Here is a 24,192-nt window from a genome sequence, read left to right as displayed (position 1 = left end):
ATTCCCGGGGTGGCCATCCCGGGAATCGCATCCAGCCTCAGCGCCAATTAAGCATGAAACAAACAGACAATTCCTGTGCTTGTCACAGGAATCCATGCCTCAACGGTGAAGTTGCCGCACCCGGCAAAAAAGTATCGTTCCATCCAAAAGTGAAATGCCCTAATTCCGGTGCGCGCGTATCACCTTCAGGAAGGCATCGCCATAGCGCTCCAATTTCGACTGACCGACACCTGAGATGCCAAGGAGCGCATCGCGGGTCGTCGGTCGCTCGGTGGCGAAGGCAACCAGCGTCGTGTCTGGAAAGACGACATAGGGCGGAACCGAGAGCTCCTTGGCGATAAGCATTCTGGCCGCGCGAAGCGCCATGAAAAGCTCCATATCAGCGCCTTCCAGCGCGGCTTTGGCGTTTTCTGAACGCAGTGACCCGCCCTTCGCTGCCTTCCTCCCCGTGGGCCGGTCCTTGCGGAAGCGAACCTCGCGCTCGCGCTTGAAGACGGCGCGGGCCCCCGGCTCCAGTTTCAGCGCACCGAAGGCGCCATGATCGACGCTGACAAGGCCGGCAGCCAGGAGCTGGCGGTAGACCGACTGCCAGGTCTTGGACGCAATATCCTTACCGGCCCCGAAAACCGGCATGGTAGTATGGCCGAAGCGGGTGGTCTTCTCGTTCTCATTGCCGAGCAGCACGTCGATGAGGTGGCCGGTGCCGAAGCGCTCGCCGGTCCGGTAGATCGCCGCCAGCGCCTTGATGGCGGCATCCGTTCCGTCCCAGGTCTCCACCGGCTTGAGGCAGGTATCGCAATTGCCGCATTGACCCCCATGCGCCTCGCCGAAATGCGCGAGAATCGCCTGCCTGCGGCAACCCGGCGTTTCGCAGATACCGAGCAGCGCATTGAGCTTGGCGCGTTCGACGCGCTTGATATCGTCGCCTGAATTTCCTTCGTCGATCATCCGTCCGCGCTGGATGACATCGGCCATGCCATAGGCCATCCAGACATCCGATGGTAGCCCGTCCCGCCCGGCGCGGCCCGTTTCCTGATAATAGGCTTCGACGGAGCCGGGCAGGTCGAGATGCGCAACATAGCGCACATTCGGCTTGTCGATGCCCATGCCGAAGGCCACGGTGGCGACGAGGCAAAGGCCCTCCTCCTTCAGGAAGGCATCCTGATTGGTATCGCGAACGGCGCGGTCCATGCCCGCATGATAGGCAAGCGCGTATATCCCCTGCCCGTTCAGCCATTCCGCCGTGTCCTCCACCTTGGCGCGCGACAGGCAATAGACGATGCCGCTCGAACCCTTGTGGCGCGAGAGGAAACGCAGGAGTTGCTGCCGGGGCTGGTCGCGCTCGACGATTTCATAGGCGATATTCGGACGGTCGAACGAGGTGGTAAAAACTTCCGCCGAATGCAGGTGGAGCTTGTCGATGATATCTTCGCGGGTATGCGGATCGGCTGTCGCCGTCAGCGCCATCCGCGGCACGCCGGGATATTCCTCGGCGAGGTGGCCGAGTTCGCGATATTCCGGGCGGAAATCATGCCCCCATTGGGAAACGCAATGCGCCTCGTCTATGGCGAACAAGGCGATCCGCGCATTGCGGACCATGTCCTTGAAGGCGGATGTCACAATGCGTTCGGGTGTCACATAGAGAAGATCGAGTTCGCCATCGGCAACCGCCCGGCGCACCTCGACGAATTCCTCGCGCGTCAGCGAGGAGTTCAGCGCGGCGGCGCGCACGCCAAGTTGCTTGAGCGCTTCCACCTGATCCCGCATCAGCGCGATCAAAGGTGAAACCACAATCCCGACGCCATCACGACAGAGCGCCGGAATCTGGTAGCAAAGGGATTTTCCTGCACCGGTCGGAAACAGGACGACCGCGTCGCCACCCGACACGACCCGTTCGACGACATCGGCCTGCTTGCCACGGAAGGCGGGGTAACCGTAGACGCGCTTCAGGACGGCAAGCGGCTCTTTCGCCGCCTCGCCGTCAAATTCTGGATCGAAACGGGTATGTATCTGCACCATGGAATCGCTCTCTAGGGAAGGCCATCCTTATGGCATTCCGTAGCGCACGATTGAAGGCTGTGCTCAAGCATATTCTGCTGCCCACGAACCGTCTGCCTTCATTGGCTGACATGCTTTTCTCGACACGCGTTGCAACGCGGAAATGCAGAGCATTATATTTACCGCGGAATCCTATGAGGGGCTGCAGGAAAAATATGAGGAACTCCGTGAATGGGTAAGGGCCACGACCTCTTGGCAACATGCGGCAGCCACAAATGACGCTTTTGCTTGAGCGGCCATTTCGCACGTACTGGGTCTTCAACGAGTTTGCATATTTCTCAGTCTGGATGAACACAGTTGCGATTGGCTGGTCCATGACCCAGATGTCGGCGTCGACGTTCATGGTAGCTTCTGTCCAAGCGGCAGCGTCGCTCCCCGTCGCTTTCGCGGCGCTTCCCGCCGGCATCCTTGCCGATCGCTGGGAAAGACGCCGATTCCTCTTTTGGGTCAACGCCTGGATGACAGCGGTCGGCGCCGCCATGGTCATAACTTACGCAATTGGAGCGGTCACTCCCGCAATTCTACTCGTGTTCGCGGCCCTGATGGCAGTTGGCATGGGGGCAAATTTTCCTGCCTCGCAAGCAATGTCTGCGGATATCGTCGAGCCCCCAAAAATCATGGAGGCTGCAGCATTGAACACACTCGGCTCCAATTTGGCCAGGTCTTTTGGTCCCCCTGCGGGTGCGGCAATCCTGACGATCGCGGGTCCAATAGCCGTATTTGCCTACGGGATGTTATCGAGAGCTGCATTGGGAATTATGTATTGGTTTTGGCCCGCCTCTGAAAGTCGCCTTGTTGGGTTCGATGACCGAAAGCAACCGCCAATGAGTTTTGGCGGTATACTCAAGCAGCAGGCGTTTATCCCCACACTCTCGGTCACATTCTTATTATTCCTCAGCGGAAGCGCTTTTTGGGCTCTTCTGCCAGTCTATGCGAACACAACAATGCCGGGCGAATCCGCAAACTTGTTGGGTTGGTGCATGGGATCTACTGGGCTAGGTGCGGTCGTAGCGACGGGATTTCTGAAGCGGCTTAGGATGCGGATGTCGGACGGCTGGGTCGCATTTTTTCTTTGTATCGCGTGCGCTCTCGGTCTGGCGGGGTTGACGAAAGGAACCGGATTTTTGCAGGCGTTGGGAGCATGTGGGCTGTTCGGTATCGGATGGGGCGCGATGGTGGCTATTCTGAATGGTAAGACGCAGTCGATCTTTTCTTCCCAAGTCCGAGCAAGAGCCATCTCTCTTAACATCTTGGCAATGTATGTCGGTATGGGACTCGGTAGCTTGATAGTCGGCGTTTTAGCTGACCAGTTCGGGATATCATCATCCCTTCTAAGCGCGTCCAGCTTATTAGTCGCCTTGGCGCTGATATCAGCGTTTGTGCTTTAGGCATCGGATGACCGCTTGAATGGCTTTTCGCAGGCAGCCGGCCTCACGCGCGTACAGCTTTACTCATTCATTAAAGATGCCTAAAGCTGCTTTGCCTCACGGACAATTGAAGCGCAAACTGGTGCCAGGATGGTTACGGACGAAAAGTCTCCGCTGCTGCATATGCTGACCCTGCATTATGCCGATCTGGTCAGGCATCTGACCAGAAAGCTCGGCAGCGCCGCCTCGGCGCGGGACGTTGTGCAGGATACGTATCTGCGATTGCAGCACCTGCCAGCCGAAACGCCGGTTCACAGCCCGCGCGCGTATATCTTCCGTGTCGCCAACAATATCGCCGTCGATCATCTTCGCAGCGAGGCCTCCCGCGCCCGCTACTTCACCTCCGCGCTGGCTCCCGATCAGGCGCTGGACGAGCCGCCTGCCGATAGCGTCATCGATTATCGCCAGCGGCTGGAGATTCTGGAAAAAGCCGTTGCCGAACTGCCCGACCGGTGCCGCGAGGTGTTTCTGATGCACAAGTTCGACGGCTTGAGTCATATGGAAATCGCCGGCGAACTCGGCATTTCGCGCAGCATGGTGGAAAAACACATCATGAAGGCGCTTTCCCATTGCCGTGACCGCATGGCGGATCTTCTCGATTAATTTTAGCGACGGCGTGAGGGAAAGCGCCTCCGCAGCCGTCTTATTCTCAAAAGCGACCGAAAATTTCGGCTCCGCTCCATTTCAAACCCGGTTTCCGATGGCCAGAAGCACCAACACTATTGTCCGTGACGCGGCGCTTGCATGGTTCGTGCGGATCAATTCCGGTGACGCCACGGCGCAGGAGCACCGGGAATTCGAGCGCTGGCGTGGCCTCGATGCCGCGCATGTCCAAGAATATGAGAAGCTCGCCGGCGTCTGGTCCACTTTGGACGGCATCGCCGACCCCCGGCGAGTCACGCACACCCCCCTCACCTCGCGGCGGATGTTCCTGGGTGGGGGTGCGCTTGCGCTGGCGGGGGGTGTCATGGCGCTTAACGGCATGCCGGACTTTATCGCCAGCGACCACTATACCGGCACATCCGAGCTGAAATCGCTGACGCTGGCCGATGGCAGCGTGGTCGATCTGGATGCCGACAGCGCCATCTCTGTCAATTATACGGCGTCGGCCCGGCGGCTTCGGTTGCAGCGGGGACGCGCCTTCTTCAAGGTGGCAAAGGATGCGCACCGCCCCTTCATCGTCGAAGCCTCGGGTGGAAGCACCGCTGCCCTCGGCACGGAATTCGTCGTGCATCTCACCGATGACGACGTCATCGTCGCCGTTGAAGAAAGCGCCGTTTCGGTGGCGCCATCGCCCGGAGCGATGGATGCGCGGCTCCAAGCCGGCGAAAGCGTTTCCTACCAGAATGGCCGCCTTGGCGATATCAGGAGAGCAACATCGGCGGAAACCGCATGGCGGCGCGGCAAGCTGATTTTCGACGACCAGCCCCTGCGCCGCGTGATCGCCGACGTGAACCGGTATCGCCGCGGCACGATCCGCATCCTCGACAAAAGCCTGCTGAACTTGCGCGTCAGCGGCATTTTCGACATCCGCAATCCCGACGGCGTGCTCGACGCCATCACCGGAACGCTGCCGGTCAGAAGCACCACATTGACGCCCTATCTGGTGCTGCTTCGCCCGGCGTGAGCCACTAGAAACGCGGGCGCTAAGTACCCCCCTCTGCCCTGCCGGGCATCTCCCCCTCAAGGGCGGGAGATTACGCCTTCATGACCGCTCTCGCACCAATCGCAAACGTCGAAGTTAAGCCAATCTCCCCACCTGACGGGGAGATGCCCGGCAGGGCAGAGGGGGGTGAGAACGTGAAGCTATTCCATCAAAACAGCGCCCTCTCGACTTATCATGACTTTTATTTTCATATTTAGGTGAGGGACTCCCCGCCCGGACTCGTCATGCCATCGACAGGCGCATTTTGTTGCGCCACGGGGAACGTGTTCAAGAGTTTAAGAGGGACGGCATGCAGGGGACTGGAAGAGGTTTGACTGGCGCGATCGGCGCAACGCTGGCGCGTTTGAATGTGGCGCTTCTGGCAACGGCGGCAATCTATCCCGCCATGGCAAACGCCCAAACGGCGCAGCAGGCGACCACCAACCGGGTCAGCTACGCCATTCCCGCTACATCGCTCGGCAATGCGATTGCCCAGTTCGGCGAGCGCAGCAATCTGCAGGTGCTTTACCCCGCCGATCTCGCCCGAGGCCGCAATTCGCGCGGCGTTTCGGGAAGTCTCACGCGCGAGCAAGCCTTGGGCAAACTTCTTAGCGGTACAGGCCTCAGCTACCGCTTCACCAATGCCAAAACGGTGACGCTCATCGAGACGACCGGCGCGACCACGGGGGATACCGGTGCGGCAGCCGAGGGGGCGATCGTTCTCAACCCCATTACCATCGATTCCCGCATCGAGAGCGCCTGGGGACCGGTCAAGGGTTATGTCGCCAAGCAGGGCTCCACCGGCATGAAGACCGATACCCCCTTGATCGAAACGCCGCAGTCCGTCTCCGTCGTCACGCGCGACCAGATGGACACGATGAACATGGACAGCCTCAACAGCGTGCTGCGCTATACCCCCGGCGTGAACGGCAATGTCTACGGCACGGACAATCGCGGCATGGGCGTGCAGTTGCGCGGTCTTTCCAGCGCGCATGGCGTCTTCTACCGCGACGGCCTGAAACTGAAGGAAAGCCAGTATGTGTTCTTCACCGGGCTCGATCCCTTCGGCGCGGAGCGCTACGAGATCCTGCGCGGCCCCGCTTCCGTGCTCTATGGACAGACCGGTCCGGGCGGCATCATCAACTATGTGAGCAAGCGGCCGACCGAGGAGCGGATCAACGATGTTTCGTTCAGCGTCGGCAACTTTAACCGCAAGGAAGGACGGTTCGATTTCAGCGGGCAGGCGTCGCCGGAAAGCGACCTGTATTACCGCTTGGTCGGGCTTGTCCGAAAGGGCGATACCCAGATCGATTACGTCAATGAAGATCGCGTCTTCATCGCCCCATCGGTGACCTGGAAGCCCGATGAGGACACCAAGCTGACGGTCCTCTCCAACTACCAGCGCGACCGGTCGGGCTGGGCGATGCAATATCTGCCCGCCGACGGCACGATAAGGCCAAGCCCGCACGGCTTCGGCAAGCTGCCTTCGAGCCGTTTCGTCGGCGAGCCGGGGTTCGATACCTACAACAACACGCAGGCCTCCATCGGCTACGAGTTCGAGCATCGTTTCAATGAGACGTGGCAGATCAAGCAGAACGCCCGCTATGTCTGGATGAAGCATGATGAGGAAGGTGTTTTCGGTGGCGGACTGCAGGAAGATGGCCGCACCTATGACCGTTATGCCGATGCCGGCGGCAGCCGCTTGCATGGCGTGACCATCGATACGCAAGCGCTCGCCGATTTCGAGACCGGCGCTCTGGAACACAAATTCCTGATGGGGCTGGATTATTCCCGTTACAAATACCGCGATTTCGCCGCCGAGGGGACAGCTGAGCCGCTCGATATCTGGAATCCGGTCTATGGCAGCCCGATCGGTGAGTTGACGCCCTATCAGAACACCACCACCATTCAGGAGCAGATCGGCCTCTACGCGCAGAACCAGATCACGCTCGACAAATGGCACCTGACGCTTGGCGGACGTCAGGACTGGGTGAATTCCGAGGTAAGCGATCCGATTGCCGACCAGCATATAGAACAGAAGGACAAGGCCTTCACCGGCCGCGCCGGACTGGTCTATCTCGCCGACAATGGACTTGCCCCCTATATCAGCTACTCGGAGTCCTTCCTGCCGGAGGCCGGGTTCGATAGCGCCGGAAACCCGTTCGAGCCGGAAACAGGCCGGCAATATGAGGTGGGCGTAAAATATCAGCCTGTCGGCTGGAATTCCTTCATCACGCTTTCCGCGTTCGAACTGACCCGCCAGAACGTCATGCGCTCCGCCGGCGACGAGGTCTTCCAGACCGGTGAGATCACCTCTAGGGGCATCGAGTTGGAGGGCGTCGCCAGCGTTGCTTCAGGCGTCGATCTGCGGCTCGCCTATACCTATCTCGATACCGAGATTTCGAAGGCGACCACCGTCAACGAGGACGGATCGAGCAATCAGGGTAACACGCCATTCGGCGTACCCACCCACAGCGCATCGCTCTGGGCGAACTATAAGGTCCAGAGCGGCGCTCTCGAAGGTCTCGGGCTTGGCGCGGGCGTGCGCTATGTCGGATCCACTTATGGCGACGACGCGAATACGTTCAAGGTGCCTGCCGTGACCCTGGTCGATGCTTCTGTCAGCTACGATTGGAAGAACGTCCAATTGCAGCTCGGCGCCAGCAATCTCTTCGACAAGACCTACGTCGCCTCCTGCTTCGCCGAAAGTTTCGGCTGCTTCTATGGCGAGGGGCGCCGGGTGACCGGCACGTTGAAAGTTAGCTGGTAGGTTCGTGACTGCGTTCGAGGCACCCCCCTCTGGCTTGCCAGCCATCTCCCCCTCAAGGGGGGAGATTACGCCTTCACCGACGGTTGGTGCCAATCGCCAACATTGCTGGATGGGTGCGGTGAGCCATGCCAGCCAATCTCCCCCCTTGAGGGGGAGATGCCCGGCAGGGCAGAGGGGGGTATCTCCAGTCATCACAAGGCGGGCATTTCTTGGCGGGTTGGCGCTGGCATCGTTCGGCGGCAGTCCCGCCATTGCAGAAACGCGTCCGCGCCGTGTCGTGTGCCTCGAATGGACGTCGGCGGAGATGGTGATATCGCTCGGAATAACACCCATCGCCGTTGGTGACATAAGAGGCTATCGCGACTGGGTGGTCGAACCGCAATTGCCGGCATCCGTCATGGATCTCGGATCACGCAGCGAGCCCAATCTCGAATTGCTGGCGGAGCTTCAACCGGATCTCATCGTCGGCGCCTATGGCTATGGGCTGGACGCGAATGACTTCATCCGCTTCGCGCCGGTGTTCAATATCCCCTTTTATGACGGCACGTCTTCGCCCTACGCACAGGCCGTCGCGGAAACCCGGCGGCTGGGGACCGTGCTGGACCGTGAGCGACAAGCGGACCAATTGATTACGAATGTGGAAAATTCCATTGCCCAAGCGCGGACGAAGCTTGCCCCCCGCGCGGCGCGTCCGCTTTGCGTGGTCAGCATGTTCGATGACCGCCATGTTCGCGTCTACGGTGCGGGGAGCCTGTTTCAGGATGTGATGGACAGGCTGGGGCTCGCCAATGCGTGGGTTCGGCCAACCACGGATTGGGGCTTTGCGCAGGCCGGCATCGAGGAACTGGTCTCGATCGGCGATGCCACCCTGATTTCGCTCGATCCCATCCCGCGACATGTCCAGATCCGCATCGACAACAGCTCGCTCTGGAACAACCTTCCCTGCGTCAGGAACGGCAAGGTCATCAGGATTGCGCCGGTCTGGCCCTTCGGCGCCCTCCTCGCCGCGCAACGCTTCGCGGCACTTCTGGCGAATATATGAGCATGGCATCCCCTTCGATACCGCTGGCAGGCAAACAGAGAAAGCTGACCGTTCTGGTCGCCCTCCCCGCTTTGCTCGCGGCGGCCCTGACGATATCAGGCCTTTTGCAACTCCTGCCGCTGGGCCTCTGGTGGAACGCTGTTGCTTCAACCGATCTCAACAATCCGCAGCAACTGCTTTTCCGATACGCCGCGCTACCACGCCTTTTCATCGCGCCGCTCGTGGGCGCGGCTCTGGGATTGACCGGGGTGCTCCTTCAACAGATCCTGCGTAACCCGCTGGCGGAACCGACCACCATCGGCACCAATGCCGGGGCAAGCCTCGCCATAACGGTTGCCACGCTTTATGCGCCCTCAATGCTCGACGGCGGCAGGGTCTGGGTCGCGCTTCTGGGCGGAGCGGTAACGACGGCCATCGTCTTCATGACGGCACGGGGCCGTGCTTTCTCGCCGGTCGCCGTCATCATGTCAGGCTTGATCGTCAGCCTGACCTGCAGCTCCGCCGGCGCCTTGCTGATGGCGCTCAACCATGAATATTCCGAGGAACTGTTCATCTGGCAAAGCGGATCGCTCATCCAGAACGGCGATGCCGACGTCATATCCCTGATCCCCTGGCTCGCCGTGAGCCTCGTTGCAGCTTCCGCGATGCTGCGCCCGCTCATCCTGCTCGAACTTGGCAGCGAAAGCGTGCAGAGCCTGGGCTCTCGTCCCGCCTTGATCCGCATGGCGGGCTTGGGTGTGGCCATCGTCTTGAGCAGCGTCGTCGTCGCCTATGTCGGCGTCATCAGCTTCGTCGCGCTTGCCGCGCCCGCCCTCGTGCATCTCCTGGGCGCGCGATCCCTGCGTAAGCGGCTGATATGGGCGCCGCTGACTGGAGCCTCGCTACTGTGGCTGACCGACCGCCTCGTGCAGATCGCCCCTTTCCCCTCGGAAGTACCCACCGGTACGGCAACGGCCCTGCTCGGCGCGCCGCTGCTTCTGTTTCTGCTGGCGAGGCTGCGCACGATTCCCAGTCCGGCTCAATCCGCTGATGCATCCGTGCGGCGCGGCACATGGAAACATATCTGCATCGGTATTGCCGTACTCGTTGGTACGCTCCTCATTGCCCTGGCATTCGGCCGGGGCATCGGCGGCTGGCATTGGATCTTTTCGGCTGAGCTTTTGGAACTGCGGGCTCCGCGCGTCTTCACCGCGTTGGGCTGCGGCATCATGCTGGCGCTCGCCGGCACGCTGATGCAGCGCATGACCGGCAACCCGATGGCCGCGCCTGAGGTCCTCGGCATATCGGGAGGCGCCACCATCGGCGTGCTCGCGCTCATGCTGTTCACCGGGGGCATCGATCATATCGCAATGCTCGCAGCCGCTCTCGCCGGCTCATTCGCCGCGCTTGTCACATTGCTGGCAGTCGGTCGCCGCAACCATTTCTCCAGCGACCAATTGCTGCTTGCCGGCGTTTCGCTGACGACCATCGCCTCGACCTTTTCGGCGCTGTTCATCGCGTCCGGCGATCAGCGGGTCGAATATCTGCTGGCATGGATGGCCGGCTCGACCTACCGCGCCACATGGCCCGACGCCATCACTGCCGTGACAACAGCGCTCCTCCTTCTCGGAGTACTCCCCCTGACCGCCCGCTGGCTGGACATCCTGCCGCTCGGTGAAACCAGCACACGCGCCTTGGGCGTCACGCTGAAACGCACGCGCCTGATCCTCATGCTGCTGATCGCCATCCCGACCGGCGTCGCCACCCTGCTCATCGGCCCATTGAGCTTCGTCGGTCTAATGGCGCCGCACCTTGCTCGCACACTCGGCTTCCAGCGCGCCCTGCCCCAGCTTCTCGCCTCGGCGCTAACAGGCGGTTTCATCCTGCTGGCCGCCGACTGGCTGGGACGAACCGTGATCTTTCCATGGCAGGTGCCGGCCGGCCTGCTCGCCGCCTTCATCGGCGGACCGTATTTCATGATACGACGTTGGGCAAAAAGCGAATAAGGTTGCTTACATACTCCAATAATTAGCGCCATGGACGGACCGGCCAAAAACGCGGACTTAGGCATCCGATGGCAGTGCAACATATTCACTCTTGCCATTTCAACAATCGCCGATATCCTATTCAACCATGATGCGCCTGCTTCGCTCCTTTTTGATTCTCATGATCGCGCTTGCCTTTTCGGCAACGAGCACGAGCTGGAGCGTTGCGGGCACCTCCGGGGCATCGAACGGTGGCGCGGGACATCACGCGCTGAGCGCGGATAGTCACCCCCATGGGCTCTCCGGCGGGCAGCACGAACATGGCGAGCAGAAATCGGCCAAGAAGGCGGAATGTGTTCAGGCTGATCCCAATTGCGCCGGCAAGCACAAGCGTATCGATCTGACGAGTTCCTGCTGCGCTGCCGCGTGCCACACCGTCATTCCCGCCTTGGGATGCGATATGGCGGTCCTCGTCTTTGCACGTACCGTCGATCGCCCGCTGCTGGAAGCCGGGCTGGAGGAAGCGCCCTCCACGCGCCTCGATCGTCCCCCGAGATCGCTCGACGCCTGATCGTCGGCCGATCCCCTTTCACGACTACCGACTGCTGATGGATTTGTTCCGTCTCCGTTCAGAGCATGATTCCGAAAAGTCGCAGACTTTTGGAGTGATCATGCGCTGAAACAAAGCTGTCACCGGGTATCTGCCGACGGCCTTCACCGCTGCGCCATGCGCCGCTGAAGTATGCTGTTTAACGTCGCGCGCGCTGCCGCTCGACCGAACCGGCCGATTCCGAGGATACAATGAAGCCCATTTTACTGACGGCCGTCGCCGTCACCCTGTCCGCATGTTCAAGCCCGCCCCTCATCAGCGCCGGGGCCGATCCGTCCGACGCGGCCATACCCGTGCCCGCCATGCGGCATATGTCCGTGACGGCGGGAACCATCAATTATCGGCCCGTCGAGCCCAAGCCGTGGATCGAGCGCAATGAGCTGGTCGCTCCCAAAAAGGGGGGCGAATGATGGCGCAAATCAACGCATTCGCAGCGCTGCCATGGAAGCGGTTCGCCGCAATCGGCGCGGTTGCCGCCACGCTCAGCGGCTGCGCCAGCTTCACGCCGGATGGCGGCATGAGCCCGGTTGCGAGCCAGGTCAGCGCCGCGATCGGCAAGGACGCGGTCAAGATTACATCACCGGCGGAAGCCGCCGCTGTTCAGAGCCGCGTCAAGGCTCTGCTGGCGAAGCCCTTGACCGCCGACGGCGCCGTCCAACTGGCGCTCATCAACAATCGCGGCCTGCAGGCCGAATACAACGCGCTCGGGATTTCCGAAGCGGCCTATATCGAAGCGAGCCTGCCGCCGAACCCGGTTATCGGGGTGGAGCGGCTTGCAACGGGCGGCTCGCTGGAGATCGAGCGCCGGCTGGTTGCCGATATTCTGGCGCTCTTCACGCTGCCGAAACGCAGCGACATTGCCAAGACGCAGTTCGAGGCGGCGCGGCAGAAGGCGATCGAAGCCACCTTCCGCACCGCAGCGGAGACGCGTCGCGCCTATTACAACGCGGTCGCCGCCCGGCAAACCGTCTCGTTCCTCGAGCAGGCGCGAGTCTCGGCGGATGCTGCCGCAGACATCACCCGCAAGCTTGGCGAGACCGGCGCCACGAAAAAGCTCGACCAGGCGCGGGCCGGAGCTTTCTACGCGGAAGTGTCGAACGAACTGGCTCAGGCACGCCTGAAAGCGGGCACGGAGCGCGAGGCCCTCACCCGTATGCTGGGTCTATGGGGAGCAGATCTGGACTACAAGCTGCCCGCACAGCTTCCGGGTTTGCCGCGCATCCAGACGGAAAGCCAAGTCGAGGCGGAAGCGGTGCGCAAGCGCGTCGATCTGATCGCGGCACGGCTTGAGCTCGACGCCATGGCCAAATCGCTCGGGCTCACCCAGGCGACGCGCTTCGTCTCCATGCTCGATGGCGGCTGGCGCGGCAATACCGAGCGAGAGACCGTGGATGGCGAGCGGGAAAAGTCCTCACCGAAGGGCTTCGAGCTCGAAGTCCAGATCCCCATCTTCGATCTCGGCGAGACCAAAACCCGTCAGGCGCGCGAGACCTATATGCAGGCAGTCAATCGGCTGCTGGAGAAGGCCGTCAATGTGCGGTCGCAGGCGCGTTCCGCCTATCTCACCTATCGCGGCACATACGATATCGCCCGGCAATACCAGAACAGCATCCTGCCGCTGCGCCGGACGGTCAATGAACAGGCCATGCTCGAATATAACGGCATGCTGATCGATGAGTTCGAGTTGCTCACCACAGCGCGCGAAAGCATCGCCAGCAATGTCGCGGCGATCAACGCCAAGCGCGACTTCTTCATCGCAGACGTCGATTTCGAAACCGCGATCATCGGCGGAGGCGGCTCCGCCGGCGAAGCTGGCGAAGGCGCTGTCGTCGCTGCGGGCGGCGAGAGCGGCGGGCATTGAACAATGAGGTACGTAATATGACAGTTTCCCGTCGCAATTTCCTAGGCGCAGCGGCGCTGATCAGCGCGGGCGCGGTTTCGGGCCGCGTCCAGGCGGCTTCGATTCCCGAGGCCGCCACGATGAAAGAGCCCACCATGCAACCGCCCCTCGTCCCATTGAGCGGCCCGGATTACCAGCCGGTCGTCACCCTCAATGGCTGGACGCTGCCATGGCGGATGAATGGCGACTGGAAGGAGTTCCATCTCGTCGCTGAACCGGTAGTTCGCGAGATGGCGCCCGGCATGGTCGCGCATCTCTGGGGCTATAACGGCCAGTCGCCGGGTCCTACCCTCGAGGCGGTCGAGGGCGACAAGGTGCGCATCTTCGTCACCAACAAGCTGCCGGAGCACACCACCATCCACTGGCACGGGCAGCTTCTGCCCAATGGCATGGACGGCGTCGGCGGGCTGACGCAGCCGCATATCAAGCCGGGCCAGACCTTCGTCTACGAGTTCCAGCTCCAGAAGAGCGGTACCTTCATGTACCATCCGCATGCCGATGAGATGGTGCAGATGGCGATGGGGATGATGGGCTTTTTCGTGGTGCATCCGAAGGACCCCGCCTTCCGCCGTGTCGATCGGGATTTCGTGTTTCTCATGGCGGCCTACGACATCGACCCCGGTTCCTATGTGCCAAAGGTCGCCGAGATGACCGACTTCAACCTGTGGACCTGGAACAGCCGGGTTTTCCCCGGCATCGACCACCTCGTCGCCGCCAAGGGCGACAAGGTGCGTGTCCGCTTCGGCAATCTCACCATGACCAACCATCCGATCCACATGCATGGCTATGACTTCAAGGTGTCATGCACCGATGGCGGCTGGGTGCCGGAGGCGGCTGCGTGGCCGGAGGTGACGATCGACTGCGCCGTCGGGCAGATGCGCGCCTTCGACTTCGTCGCCGATGCGCCCGGCGACTGGGCGATCCACTGCCACAAGTCGCACCACACCATGAACGCCATGGGCCACAACGTCAGGAACTTCATCGGCGTCGACAAGAAGGAGATCGCCAAGAAGATGCGCAAGCTCGCGCCGGACTACATGCCGATGGGCTCCGCCGGCATGGCCGACATGGGCGAAATGGAAATGCCGCTGCCCGACAACACCCTGCCGATGATGACGGGCTTTGCCCAGTTCGGCGCGGTGGAGATGGGCGGCATGTTCTCGGTGGTCAAGGTCCGCGAGGGCCTGCCCAGCGGCGACTACAAGGATCCGGGCTGGTTCAAGAACCCGGAAGGAACTGTCGCCTTCGAGTGGAAGGGCGAGAGCAAGGCCGCCGTGCGGGCACCGGAACCGAGTTTCGACCCCGCGAAGACTACGGAATTTCAGGTGGTGAAACCGGGAAAACGCGCCAGTGGCGGCCACGACAACCACTAAAGTTCACGACAAAAAGGAGAAGACAATATGCAAGCAAAACGCTTTCTGCTCACGCTGATGGTGAGTGCGGCCTTGCTCGGACCGGCTCTCGCCAGCCCCGGACATGGGTCCGGCGAAGGCCATGACGATCGCGCCTATGGCGAACCGGGCAATCCGAAAAAGCCCGCGCGCATCGTGCAGATCACGATGAGCGATGCCGATGGCAAGATGCGTTTCATCCCCGATCGCATCGCCATCAAGAAGGGCGAGCAGGTCAAGTTCGTCCTGCGCAATGGCGGCGAGATGGATCATGAGATCGTTCTCGCCACGCTCGACGAGAATCTCAAGCACGGTGAAGAGATGGCCAAGAACCCCGACATGGAGCACGACGACCCGAACGCAAAGCGTCTGGCTCCAAGCAAGACGGGAGAAATCGTCTGGAAGTTCACCAAGGCGGGCGAGTTCGACTTCTCCTGCCTTATCCCCGGCCACCGCGAATCCGGCATGACCGGAACGATCGTGGTCAAGTGATCGAACGAAGGAAAAGGAATAAAACGATGCGTAAATTCTTGATGACGGCTGCAATCGCCCTGTTTTCGACCGTCGCGCTGGCGCAGGCCGCGCCGGTCGACGGGCAGGTGACCAAAATCAATGAAGCCCAGGGCAAGATCACCCTCAAGCATGGGCCGATCAAGAATCTTGACATGGACGGAATGACGATGGTTTTCGCCGTCGGCGACCCGGCGATGCTGAAGACCGTCAAGGTCGGCGACAAGGTCAAGTTCGAGGCCGACCGCGTCAACGGTCGTCTCACCGTGACGAAGATATCCAAAGCGAAGTAAACCCACCTCAGGGATGCGTGCGAACAGCGCATCCCTGTTTTAAGGAGAAACCGGCATGAAAATAGATCGCAGACGTTTATTGCTGCTTACAGGCGCAGTGCTCATCGCGCCGACGGGTGCAAGGGCAGTCAATCGTCCCCTTGTCACCATATATAAGGACCCGTCCTGCGGATGCTGCGGCGCCTGGGCCGAGCATATCAAGAAGGCCGGATTTCCGACAAAGATCATCGAGGAAGCCGATATCAGCGCGCTAAAGGAGCGGCTGGGCGTGCCATCCGCTGTCCAGTCCTGCCATACGGCCGAGGTGGACGGTTACATTCTCGAAGGACATGTGCCTGCGCAAGCGCTGGAGCACCTGCTCGCCACCCGGCCATCCATACGCGGCCTCGCCGTGCCGGGGATGCCCGCGGGATCGCCGGGCATGGAAGTAACGGGCACCGAGCCCGCGACTTATGATGTGATGGCGTTCGGTACGGCGGCTCCGACAATGTTCATGCGCTTTCGCGGCGCAAGCCCGGTGCGGAACTAGAGCATGATCCCGAAAAGTTGCAGACTTTTCGAACAAGATCATGCAGTTAAAACAAAGACTTAGAGCGGGATGCCCGATTCGGCTTAATTACATACCGCTCTAAGAGAGCCCTCTCCGGTCAGAAACAGTGTTTCCCCGACAAAGAGGCTGCTGACGCCACTCATGGCGCCTACAAGCTCGAATCCGTTCAGCCCCATATCGGTGCTGATGCCGTGGAGTTCGGTTTCCCGGCGGATTCGATGCAGGATACCGGCACAGTCAAGACCGAGGGCGCGCGCGAGCCAGTAATCCGCAATCATGCCATGACACAGGCATAAGGAGGGCTGTCTCTCGCCCAGCCGGGCAGTGACTATCCCCATATCGGCCTCATAGACATCATCAGGAATATAAGGCCGGCATTGCAGCCGCGAAAAACCTATTCCCACGGTGCCATGACACCAGGACGTGTTGCACCCGCCACCTTTGTCCAGCCGCCGCCAACCGGCATCGGTCCGGTAACGGGTCTCATGGGCAATGTGGCGCATGATCGTCGCGACCGCCTCCGGATCGTGTTGACCGAAATACGTCATATACTCGGCAAGCACCGCGGAAACCCCGGCTGTCCCGTGAGCGAAACCGAGCAACGTTTCATCATTGAGAAGAACCGGGGATTTCTCCTTTAAAAGCTCGAATGCGAAACCTGAGAGCTTCTCGATGACATCGGCAACGGGAAAGTCTCGATAGATACGGTGCAATCTCAGAAGCATCTGCAGCATACCCGCCACGCCGCCGATGATATCCAGATCCTTATAATCGATCCATTCGTTCGTGATGAGATGGCGGGACAAATTGGCGAGCTCGCGGTCAAGCGGCGGCAACAGTTGGGGCAGCCGATCCGATTGGGCGACACTCGCCGCCCACAAAACTCCGATGGTACCGGAGTAAGCACCCGGCGTGGCGTTCTTCACTTTCTCAAGCGCGCGGATCGTCTGGTTTGTCAGCACGCGTGCGAAATCGAGGAACCGTTCGCAGGATAGCCATCGTCCGACGGCATGGAAGGCAAGCGCGAGGCCGGCGGTGCCGTCATAGAGATCGATACCGCTCAGCCCCATGCGCACCGTGCTTTCGTCCACCATATCGACATTGCGCCAATACCGATAGTCTTCCAGAACCATCGCCCTGTCCATCAAGTGACCCAGCACGATACGTCCGAGTTCACCGAGCCACCGGTCGTCCGGGACGCCGGCAAGATTGTCATAGGCTGGTCCAAGCGCCACAGCGCCCTGCCGCTTGTTGGCGCGATAGATCAGGAAAGAAAAGCGGATATCTTCCGTCACCTGGTCGATGAATGCCCCTGTCAGACGCGAGAGTTCATATTCAACGTTCTGGCGTGGCGAGTGGAATACCGGCGTCGCCAGCGCTCGTCCGCGACCATCGAACAGAACGGCTTCGTCAAAGGGCATCTGAAAATAAGGGACATCTCCGCGCTCCAGCTCCTCCAATTCCGACGCCAGGATATCTCCGTCCTTCATATCGCAGGTTAGCGCGCGGATATCCCGGCGCGCTTCCTGATAAGCGAGGGATTCCGGGTGATAGACATTATTCAGAACCTTGATGTATTCCGCCGTCGCGCGGCGGACGATGCGAACCCAGGCGCCGCTCATGACCCGGGTGAGGATCTCCTGAAGGCTGGCCCGGTTTTCGTTGAAATAATTTAGGGTGTCGCGCAATCCCTCGACCAGACAGTCTTCGTACTGAACAAAGTCGACCGTCTCGCCCACAAGAAACACCTTGGAGCCGTAATCTCCCGTGACCCATTTCCGGGATTCCATCTTGAGCGCGCTGCTGCGCCGCTGTGGGTTGGCAAGCACCTCGATCGTCGTCATCGTGTTGGCTTGAGCGCCAAGCGGGCTGACCTCCATTTCGTCTTCGCTGAAACGGGCCGGCAAAAGCAGGGACGAGTAGAGATGATGAATTGCTGGGCTATGCTGTTCATATGCCAGCGTGCATGAAAACAGCGTTTCGAGATCGACGATAACAGGGTATTCGCCGCTGGCGATGATATTTTCCATGTGAAGATCTCTCGCGGCAAAGATTTGAGCGAAAGCCAGGATGGACCCGTAGCGACGATAAAAGGCGCGAACTTGATCCTGGTTCTCGCATTCCTTCCGGGGGATGGCTTCGGCCCACCCGTATTCCCCGCGGTTCAGAACACGCGGAGCGCGATGTTCGATCGGAGCGTGCTGGTTCCACCACGCGATGAAGTTGAAAAACCCCTCATCGATGGCGAGGTTTCGGGCCTTGTAATAGACTGTTCGGGCTTTCCCCTCGCCATCGGCATAGTCTATTCTCGCCGATTGCTGCATGCCTCGGTGCGGGTCTCCGACCAGACTGATTTTTCTGACCTCGCCGATGGATTCGTCACCGTAAAACTCCCGCGCAACACGTCCGATATCTTGTTCGATACGCTCGATGAGTTGGACGAGAGCTGTCGTATATGTCGAAATGTCCCGCTGCCATTGCTCCTCAAGGCCGGGATATTTGCGCAAGAGCAGGGCAAAATTCTCCGGCTTCATAACTTCGTCCACGAAGAATTCGAAGCGCTCGGCTTCCGTCCTTCCCTGGAGCAGGCCTTCCTGATCAGCGAAGTTCATTTCAACCATGAACAAGCGTTCCCACGCTTTGCGCGCGAGCGGCACGAAGGCCGTTTCGGCAAGGTCTTGCAGCGTCGCCTCCGGAACAAGCCGGGTTCGAAGCCGCTGGAGTTGATTGTAGCCGTCGATAATCAGATGACGGTAGAGGTCAGCAAAAACCTCCTGTTCGAAGGGGGAATCTGTCGATGGCATCTGCCTTCTCCTTTCGTCCCCCTTCTCTCCTCTCCAAAACTCAATTGGACGCTGGAATTGGGCTTGTTTCGATATCCCACGGAGCCTCATGAGGACTGAAAATCTCGATGGCGACATTGAAAGCAGCCTTGCCGTCGTTCACCGTGCCGTCGAAAGTGCAAACGGCTTTCCGGGGAGAAAGAAATTGCATGTCGTAGGTTGACTGCAGCCTGACAGGACGGCCAGGCCTGATCGGACCGGCAAAATTCCACCGGATGCCCTTGATGAACAGAAACTTGAATTGTCGTCCTTGCTGCTGGAGAATATAGGCAGATACGGCAAAGCCCAGGGATTGCAAAATTCTATCCAGCAACAGCAAGGAGACATTCGTCGGCTCGTAGCTATCGAGATCGACAATGCAGGACACGCTTTCAGCGTCGATCAAAAACTCCCTAAACGAAAACGTCTCATCCCTGAAATGATCGGTGAAATAGTCGTATTGGAATATCTGGCCGGCGATATCGACGGGGGCAGAGGATGCCCTCATAATTTCCATGGTCATGATAGACCTCGCTCACCATTGCCCGCGGATCTGAAAAATCCTTGTCAGTTCCTGCGGGACTGTAAACAGGCATTCCAGCAATAAGTATGATCGCCGGTACAAAGCGGGTTGTTTGCAGCGACCCGCTGACGGCGGCCGATCACCGCCTCGGCCAATTTGTCGTTGAATTTTGTCGAAATCATTTTTTTCTCCATTGTTCGCATTCTCGATTGTTCGCATGTGATGCGTGCCGTCAGCCGCGCTGGGTACCAGGCAAGACTAACGGCACGCACACCCTAGACACTCAAGATTCATGAGGACGCTTTGTTCGCCTCACCAATCCTGGCCTGATGGCAACGCCCCGCCTCTGTACATCCCGTGCTACAACCATCGCTGCAGAGCGCATTGTTTGTTTCAATCTGCATGCGGCGCCCAATGACGCTTGCAGCCAACTGTCTGTTGAAAGTGTTCGAGATCATTTTTTTACTCCGTTTCTCGGGCGTGATCGTGCGTTATTCGCCGATACGTCGGTGTCGGTGAGTAAACGACACAGTACACGCACATTATTCCGCCGCAGGACCGGATACTTCGCTCCGGATAGTGCGGCGGAGACATACCCTTTACTATGAAAGGGGAAACCATCTTCATTAATGAATCGGACCGAACAATGGCGAATATATGGTTTTAATAATGCGCCCTTGCGGATGAACTGCCCATGGATGTGGAAGCATGTAATGGCGGTCTTGACGCCCTCTCAGTCTTCGTCGCCGACGAACCGATAACCGACCCCCGGTTCGGTGCGCACAACCTTCGGATTACCGGGATCGCGTTCGATCTTGCCGCGCAACTGGCCGATGAAGACCCTTAAGTAATGCAAATCATCGCCATGCGCCGCCCCCCATATCGAAGTTAAAAGCGTCCTGTGCGTGACCACGCGGCCCGCATGGCGCGCCAGCATGACCAGGAGGTCATATTCCTTTGGCGTCAGCCGCAATGCCTCACCGTCGCGGGTCACGATACGCTTGACGATATCGATAGAGAGGCCATCGGCGATGAGCTGCGCCTGACCTCCCTCCATCTGGATGCGATGGCGCAACGCCGCGCGGATGCGCGCGGTCAGCTCCCCGATTCTGAAAGGTTTTTCGATATAATCATCAGCGCCCAGGTCGAGCGCGGCGATCTTTTCACTTTCCCGGTCGCGCGCCGAAAGGATGATGATCGGCACCTGTGACCAGGCCCGGATATTGGCGACCACATCCTTACCGTCCATGTCGGGAAGGCCGAGATCGAGGATAACGATGTCGGGTGCCGCCGTCGCGGCTGCCTTGAGGGCCTGCGTACCGTTTTCCGCCTCCAGCACTTCATAGCCTGCGGCGATAAGCGCGGGACGAAGGAACCGTTGGATTTGCGGTTCGTCATCCACGACAAGTATGCGTTCGGTCGTCATCGGCGCTCCTTGGTCTCGGCAACAGGAAACCGCATGGTCATACGTGTGCCGCGACGCTTCCACGCCGGACTCTCCGCCTTGATGCGCCCGCCCATCGCCTCGACGAAACCCTTGGCTATCGAGAGGCCAAGGCCCATACCGGGCGAGCGACCATCGGGTTTTCCTTTCCGGAAGAATCTATCGAAAACATGGCCAAGATCGGCTGGCGGGATGCCTTTGCCAAGATCGGTCACGGAGACCACGATCTCGTCCTCATGCCGCCGCGCATAGATGCTGACCGGCTCATCGCCGCCGAACCGGTTGGCGTTATCGAGCAGGTTAAACAGCACCTGACCCAAAAGCACGCCGTCGCCGCGCATCAACGGCAGATCGGGGGAAAGGCTCGTCTCGAAGACGCGGCCGGGGAAATATTTTCGCGCCCGCTCGACAGCCCCGTGCACAACATCGGCAACATCCACCCAGTCACGCCGGGCATTGATCGTTCCGGCCTCGATACGGGTCATGTCGAGCAGATTGGCGACAAACCGCATGAGCCTGTCCCCCTCCTCCTCGATCGATTTCAAAAGATCGTCGCGGCTCTCAAGAGACATCCGCTCGCCGAACTGGCGCAAAGTCGTCACCGCTCCGGTGATCGTCGCCAGCGGCGTTCGAAGATCGTGGGAGAGTGAGGAAAGCAGCGCGGCGCGGAATTTCTCCCCCTCCAGCCGTGCGGCCTGATCGAGACTTTCGCGTGAAAGCCGCGCCCGGTCGATTGCGATTGCGGTCTGGTCGAGAACCGCCGAGAGAAGGCGTTCCTCATCCGGCTCCAGCGGCTTGCCGTCCTGTAAAAATCCGCACACGCCGGCGATGCCTTGCGGGCTTTTCAGCGGCCTGAACTGAAATGGGCTGTTCGGCAGCGTGCCGGTGTCGTTCCCGGCCGCTTCCTTCTTTTCGAAGGCCCAGCGGGCGGCGGTCATATCGGTGACGCTTAGTTCGGTGTCCGGCGGCCAGGCCGCCATCACGGCGACGTCGCCATCTTTCGGCAGTAGCAACACCGCGCTGCGCCGGAAGGTCGTATGCATCTGGTTTACCGCTGCCCAGAGCACGTCCTCCGCCTTGGCGGCGCCGGAGAGTTTGCGGGAGAAATCGTAAAGCGCCTGCGCCGCCGCCGCCCGCCGCCGCGCGGTCGTAGCCTGTTCGCGGACGCGCGAGGCGAGCCCCCCGGCAAGCATCGCGGCGGCGAGGAAGATGAAGAGCGCGAAGACCTCGTGCGGCTTGGCGATGGTGAAGGTACCGACCGGCTCGATGAAACAGAAATTATAGGCCAGGGCCGATATGATCGCCGCTGAAATGGCCGCGAGATAGCCGGCATAAGCCGCCGAGACGAGCACGGCCAGCATATAGAGCAGCGAAATGTTCTGCAGCGGGAGGAACCGGTCGAGTCCCAGTCCCAGCGCGGTTGCCACGGTGACGGATGCTATGGCGATAGCAAGCGCGCGGGCGCTACCGGCGGCAAGGACCCTTTTGCCGCGCCTCGCCTTTGGTTTTGAAGCGGCGTCGCACTTATCGGTGACGAGATGGATACCGATTCCCGGGACCCGTGCCGCCAGGGCGTCAGCGAGAGAGCGGCGGAAGAGCCGATAAGGCAAACGGTCGCGCCGCGCGCCGATGACGATCTGCGTGGCGTGTTCCCGCCGGGCGAGCTTCAGTATCTCCTCGACAAAATCACTCCCGGTTATGCGACGTGTTTCCGCGCCCAATTGTTCGGCGAGGCGAAGAGTCTCATCAAGCTGCCGCAGTCCTTCGCTGCTTTTAGGCGCCGCCTCCACATGCTCCACCGACACGACAATCCAGTCGGCGTTAAGGCCGGATGCGAGCCTGGCAGCCGTCCTCACAACCTTTTCCGACAGCGGATCGGGGCCTACACAGACAAGGAGCCTTTCGCCCGTCGCCCAAGGGCCTTCGATGGCATTCTGGCGCAAATAGTCGACCATCTGGTCATCGACCCGGTCGGCGGTGCGCCTGAGAGCCAGTTCGCGCAGAGCCGTAAGATTGCCCAGCCGGAAGAAACGGTCGGTGGCGCGCCTGGCATTGTCAGGCAGATAGACCTTTCCTTCTTTCAGCCGCTCGATCAGCTCAGCTGGTGGCAGATCCACCAGAAGCACGTCGTCGGCGCGCTTGAGCACGGTATCGGGAATACGTTCCCGCACGGGCACCCCGGCGATCTGTGCGACAACATCCGATAGGCTTTCCAGATGCTGGATGTTGAGCGCCGTCCAGACATCGATGCCGGCGTCGATGAGTTCCTCGATATCCTGATAGCGCTTGGGATGACGGACCTCTCCCAGATTGGTATGCGCAAGCTCATCGACGATGATAATGCGTGGGCGCCGCGCCAGCGCGCTATCCAGATCGAATTCCTGGAGGCACTTTCCGTTATGAATCACCTCCCGGCGCGGCAGAACCTCCAGCCCGTGAAGCAGGGCAGCCGTTTCACTGCGCCCGTGGGTTTCGACAAGGCCGATGACGATGTCGATGCCCTCTTGCCTCAAACGCTGCGCGCGCATCAGCATGGCGTAGGTTTTTCCTACACCAGGGGCCGCGCCCAGAAAAACCGTAAGCTTCCCCCGCCGGTCCTGTTCGGCCAGCGCCAGCAGGGCATCGGGGTCGGGGCGGTTCGTCGGGTCGCGGTCAGCCATCAAGGTTTCGGTTCAGCCTTTGCAGTATCCAAAACGAGGTTCAGTCTTAGCACATTGACGCGAGGCTCGCCTATGATGCCCAATAGACGGCCTTCCATCGTGCTCTCAACCAGAGCGGCGACCTGGGTCTCCGGCAAGCCGCGCGCCTTGGCGACGCGGGCAATTTGAGCCTTTGCGAATTCCGGCGAGATATCCGGGTCGAGGCCGGAACCTGAAGCCGTTCCGGCATCGGCGGGAATTTCCCCCGCTACGCCTGCAGCGCGCAGCCGTTCGATGTCGGCGGCAACGCGCTCCTTCAGCTTGGCGGAGGTGGTGCCGAGGTTGGAGCCACCAGATGCGCTGGCATTGTACGGTTCCGGCCCCGTCGCCGATGGGCGTGGCCAGAAATATTTGTCCGACGTGAAGTTCTGCCCGATCAGTTCGGAGCCGATGACGGCGCCGTCTTCGCGGATGAGGCTGCCATTGGCCTGCGACGGCATCACCGTTTGCGCCACACCGGTGATCAGCAGGGGATAGGCGAGCCCGGTAATGACTGTCAGTGCCAGTGTCAAAACGATTGCAGGGCGGAGTTGTTGAAGCATGA

General features: G+C 60.3%; 19 protein-coding genes. 13 read left to right on the top strand and 6 right to left on the bottom strand.

The features are described from left to right. Positions 1–159 precede the first annotated feature (159 nt). The gene (gene recQ, locus C7477_RS16285; RefSeq protein WP_110754063.1) at positions 160–2,019 is read right to left on the bottom strand and encodes a DNA helicase RecQ; all 1,860 of its coding nucleotides are present in this window, start codon (positions 2,017–2,019) and stop codon (positions 160–162) included. A 254-nt stretch (positions 2,020–2,273) separates the two neighbouring features. On the opposite strand from recQ, the gene C7477_RS16280 reads away from it, so the two are divergent. The 13 genes from C7477_RS16280 (at position 2,274) to C7477_RS16215 (ending at position 16,139) form a co-directional block, all read left to right on the top strand. After that, positions 2,274–3,446, top strand: coding sequence for an MFS transporter (locus tag C7477_RS16280; protein WP_181418451.1), 1,173 nt, complete (start codon positions 2,274–2,276; stop codon positions 3,444–3,446). Positions 3,447–3,575: 129 nt separating this feature from the next. Continuing rightward, a complete protein-coding gene (locus C7477_RS16275) occupies positions 3,576–4,088 on the top strand; it encodes a sigma-70 family RNA polymerase sigma factor (protein WP_110754059.1) in 513 nt (170 codons plus the stop codon). 97 nt (positions 4,089–4,185) lie between these two features. Continuing rightward, positions 4,186–5,112: a FecR family protein gene (locus tag C7477_RS16270; protein WP_110754070.1), complete on the top strand. Its 927-nt coding sequence runs from the start codon at positions 4,186–4,188 to the stop codon at positions 5,110–5,112. Between the two features lie 349 nt (positions 5,113–5,461). Continuing rightward, positions 5,462–7,900, top strand: coding sequence for a TonB-dependent siderophore receptor (locus C7477_RS16260; RefSeq protein ID WP_245411872.1), 2,439 nt, complete (start codon positions 5,462–5,464; stop codon positions 7,898–7,900). 217 nt (positions 7,901–8,117) lie between these two features. After that, on the top strand, positions 8,118–8,942 hold the full coding sequence (locus C7477_RS16255; protein WP_245411871.1) for an ABC transporter substrate-binding protein: 825 nt from the start codon (positions 8,118–8,120) through the stop codon (positions 8,940–8,942). Then, positions 8,939–10,927, top strand: a complete 1,989-nt coding sequence (gene fhuB, locus C7477_RS16250; protein ID WP_210206159.1) for a Fe(3+)-hydroxamate ABC transporter permease FhuB — start codon at positions 8,939–8,941, stop codon at positions 10,925–10,927. The genes C7477_RS16255 and fhuB overlap by 4 nt, the downstream gene beginning before the upstream one ends. Positions 10,928–11,054: 127 nt before the next feature. Further along, entirely contained in the window at positions 11,055–11,477 is a 423-nt protein-coding gene (locus C7477_RS16245; protein ID WP_110754053.1) for a hypothetical protein, read from the top strand. A 230-nt stretch (positions 11,478–11,707) separates the two neighbouring features. After that, positions 11,708–11,926: a hypothetical protein gene (locus C7477_RS16240; protein ID WP_110754051.1), complete on the top strand. Its 219-nt coding sequence runs from the start codon at positions 11,708–11,710 to the stop codon at positions 11,924–11,926. Then, entirely contained in the window at positions 11,923–13,377 is a 1,455-nt protein-coding gene (locus C7477_RS16235; protein ID WP_425373586.1) for a TolC family protein, read from the top strand. Before C7477_RS16240 ends, C7477_RS16235 begins: the two co-directional genes overlap by 4 nt. Before the next feature lie 17 nt (positions 13,378–13,394). Further along, on the top strand, positions 13,395–14,789 hold the full coding sequence (locus tag C7477_RS16230; protein WP_110754046.1) for a multicopper oxidase family protein: 1,395 nt from the start codon (positions 13,395–13,397) through the stop codon (positions 14,787–14,789). Positions 14,790–14,816: 27 nt separating this feature from the next. After that, entirely contained in the window at positions 14,817–15,299 is a 483-nt protein-coding gene (locus C7477_RS16225; protein ID WP_110754044.1) for a cupredoxin domain-containing protein, read from the top strand. 26 nt (positions 15,300–15,325) lie between these two features. Continuing rightward, complete coding sequence (locus tag C7477_RS16220) at positions 15,326–15,610, top strand: copper-binding protein (RefSeq protein ID WP_110754042.1); 285 nt, start codon at positions 15,326–15,328, stop codon at positions 15,608–15,610. Positions 15,611–15,665: 55 nt separating this feature from the next. Then, entirely contained in the window at positions 15,666–16,139 is a 474-nt protein-coding gene (locus C7477_RS16215) for a DUF411 domain-containing protein (protein ID WP_110754040.1), read from the top strand. Positions 16,140–16,222: 83 nt separating this feature from the next. Here the strand turns inward: C7477_RS16215 and C7477_RS16210 are convergent, their stop codons facing one another. From C7477_RS16210 to kdpC, 5 genes are all read right to left on the bottom strand, one after another. Continuing rightward, positions 16,223–18,964 (bottom strand): type 2 lanthipeptide synthetase LanM family protein, encoded by a 2,742-nt coding sequence (locus tag C7477_RS16210; protein WP_181418450.1) that lies wholly within the window; start codon positions 18,962–18,964, stop codon positions 16,223–16,225. 40 nt (positions 18,965–19,004) lie between these two features. Then, complete coding sequence (locus C7477_RS18815; RefSeq protein ID WP_146226113.1) at positions 19,005–19,505, bottom strand: hypothetical protein; 501 nt, start codon at positions 19,503–19,505, stop codon at positions 19,005–19,007. A gap of 733 nt (positions 19,506–20,238) precedes the next feature. Beyond that, positions 20,239–20,931, bottom strand: coding sequence for a response regulator (locus C7477_RS16205; protein WP_110754036.1), 693 nt, complete (start codon positions 20,929–20,931; stop codon positions 20,239–20,241). Beyond that, positions 20,928–23,609: a sensor histidine kinase gene (locus C7477_RS16200; protein WP_110754034.1), complete on the bottom strand. Its 2,682-nt coding sequence runs from the start codon at positions 23,607–23,609 to the stop codon at positions 20,928–20,930. The genes C7477_RS16205 and C7477_RS16200 overlap by 4 nt, the downstream gene beginning before the upstream one ends. Next, positions 23,609–24,190, bottom strand: coding sequence for a potassium-transporting ATPase subunit KdpC (gene kdpC / locus C7477_RS16195; protein ID WP_110754033.1), 582 nt, complete (start codon positions 24,188–24,190; stop codon positions 23,609–23,611). Before kdpC ends, C7477_RS16200 begins: the two co-directional genes overlap by 1 nt. Positions 24,191–24,192: the final 2 nt, after the last annotated feature.

The organism is Paramesorhizobium leguminum (assembly GCF_003217235.1).
Taxonomy (GTDB): Bacteria; Pseudomonadota; Alphaproteobacteria; order Rhizobiales; family Rhizobiaceae; genus Paramesorhizobium; species Paramesorhizobium leguminum.
This window is presented reverse-complemented; position numbering and strand designations above follow the sequence as displayed.

Bases quoted from the DNA above. Each gene is read 5' to 3' on its own strand.
- recQ (WP_110754063.1), bottom strand. From the start codon at position 2,019: ATGGTGCAGATACATACCCGTTTCGATCCAGAATTTGACGGCGAGGCG.
- C7477_RS16245 (WP_110754053.1), top strand. From the start codon at position 11,055: ATGATGCGCCTGCTTCGCTCCTTTTTGATTCTCATGATCGCGCTTGCC.
- C7477_RS16230 (WP_110754046.1), top strand. From the start codon at position 13,395: ATGACAGTTTCCCGTCGCAATTTCCTAGGCGCAGCGGCGCTGATCAGC.
- fhuB (WP_210206159.1), top strand. From the start codon at position 8,939: ATGAGCATGGCATCCCCTTCGATACCGCTGGCAGGCAAACAGAGAAAG.
- C7477_RS16275 (WP_110754059.1), top strand. From the start codon at position 3,576: ATGGTTACGGACGAAAAGTCTCCGCTGCTGCATATGCTGACCCTGCAT.
- C7477_RS16215 (WP_110754040.1), top strand. From the start codon at position 15,666: ATGAAAATAGATCGCAGACGTTTATTGCTGCTTACAGGCGCAGTGCTC.
- C7477_RS16225 (WP_110754044.1), top strand. From the start codon at position 14,817: ATGCAAGCAAAACGCTTTCTGCTCACGCTGATGGTGAGTGCGGCCTTG.
- C7477_RS16205 (WP_110754036.1), bottom strand. From the start codon at position 20,931: ATGACGACCGAACGCATACTTGTCGTGGATGACGAACCGCAAATCCAA.
- C7477_RS16200 (WP_110754034.1), bottom strand. From the start codon at position 23,609: ATGGCTGACCGCGACCCGACGAACCGCCCCGACCCCGATGCCCTGCTG.
- C7477_RS16235 (WP_425373586.1), top strand. From the start codon at position 11,923: ATGATGGCGCAAATCAACGCATTCGCAGCGCTGCCATGGAAGCGGTTC.
- kdpC (WP_110754033.1), bottom strand. From the start codon at position 24,190: ATGCTTCAACAACTCCGCCCTGCAATCGTTTTGACACTGGCACTGACA.
- C7477_RS18815 (WP_146226113.1), bottom strand. From the start codon at position 19,505: ATGACCATGGAAATTATGAGGGCATCCTCTGCCCCCGTCGATATCGCC.
- C7477_RS16220 (WP_110754042.1), top strand. From the start codon at position 15,326: ATGCGTAAATTCTTGATGACGGCTGCAATCGCCCTGTTTTCGACCGTC.
- C7477_RS16270 (WP_110754070.1), top strand. From the start codon at position 4,186: ATGGCCAGAAGCACCAACACTATTGTCCGTGACGCGGCGCTTGCATGG.
- C7477_RS16210 (WP_181418450.1), bottom strand. From the start codon at position 18,964: ATGCCATCGACAGATTCCCCCTTCGAACAGGAGGTTTTTGCTGACCTC.
- C7477_RS16280 (WP_181418451.1), top strand. From the start codon at position 2,274: ATGACGCTTTTGCTTGAGCGGCCATTTCGCACGTACTGGGTCTTCAAC.
- C7477_RS16240 (WP_110754051.1), top strand. From the start codon at position 11,708: ATGAAGCCCATTTTACTGACGGCCGTCGCCGTCACCCTGTCCGCATGT.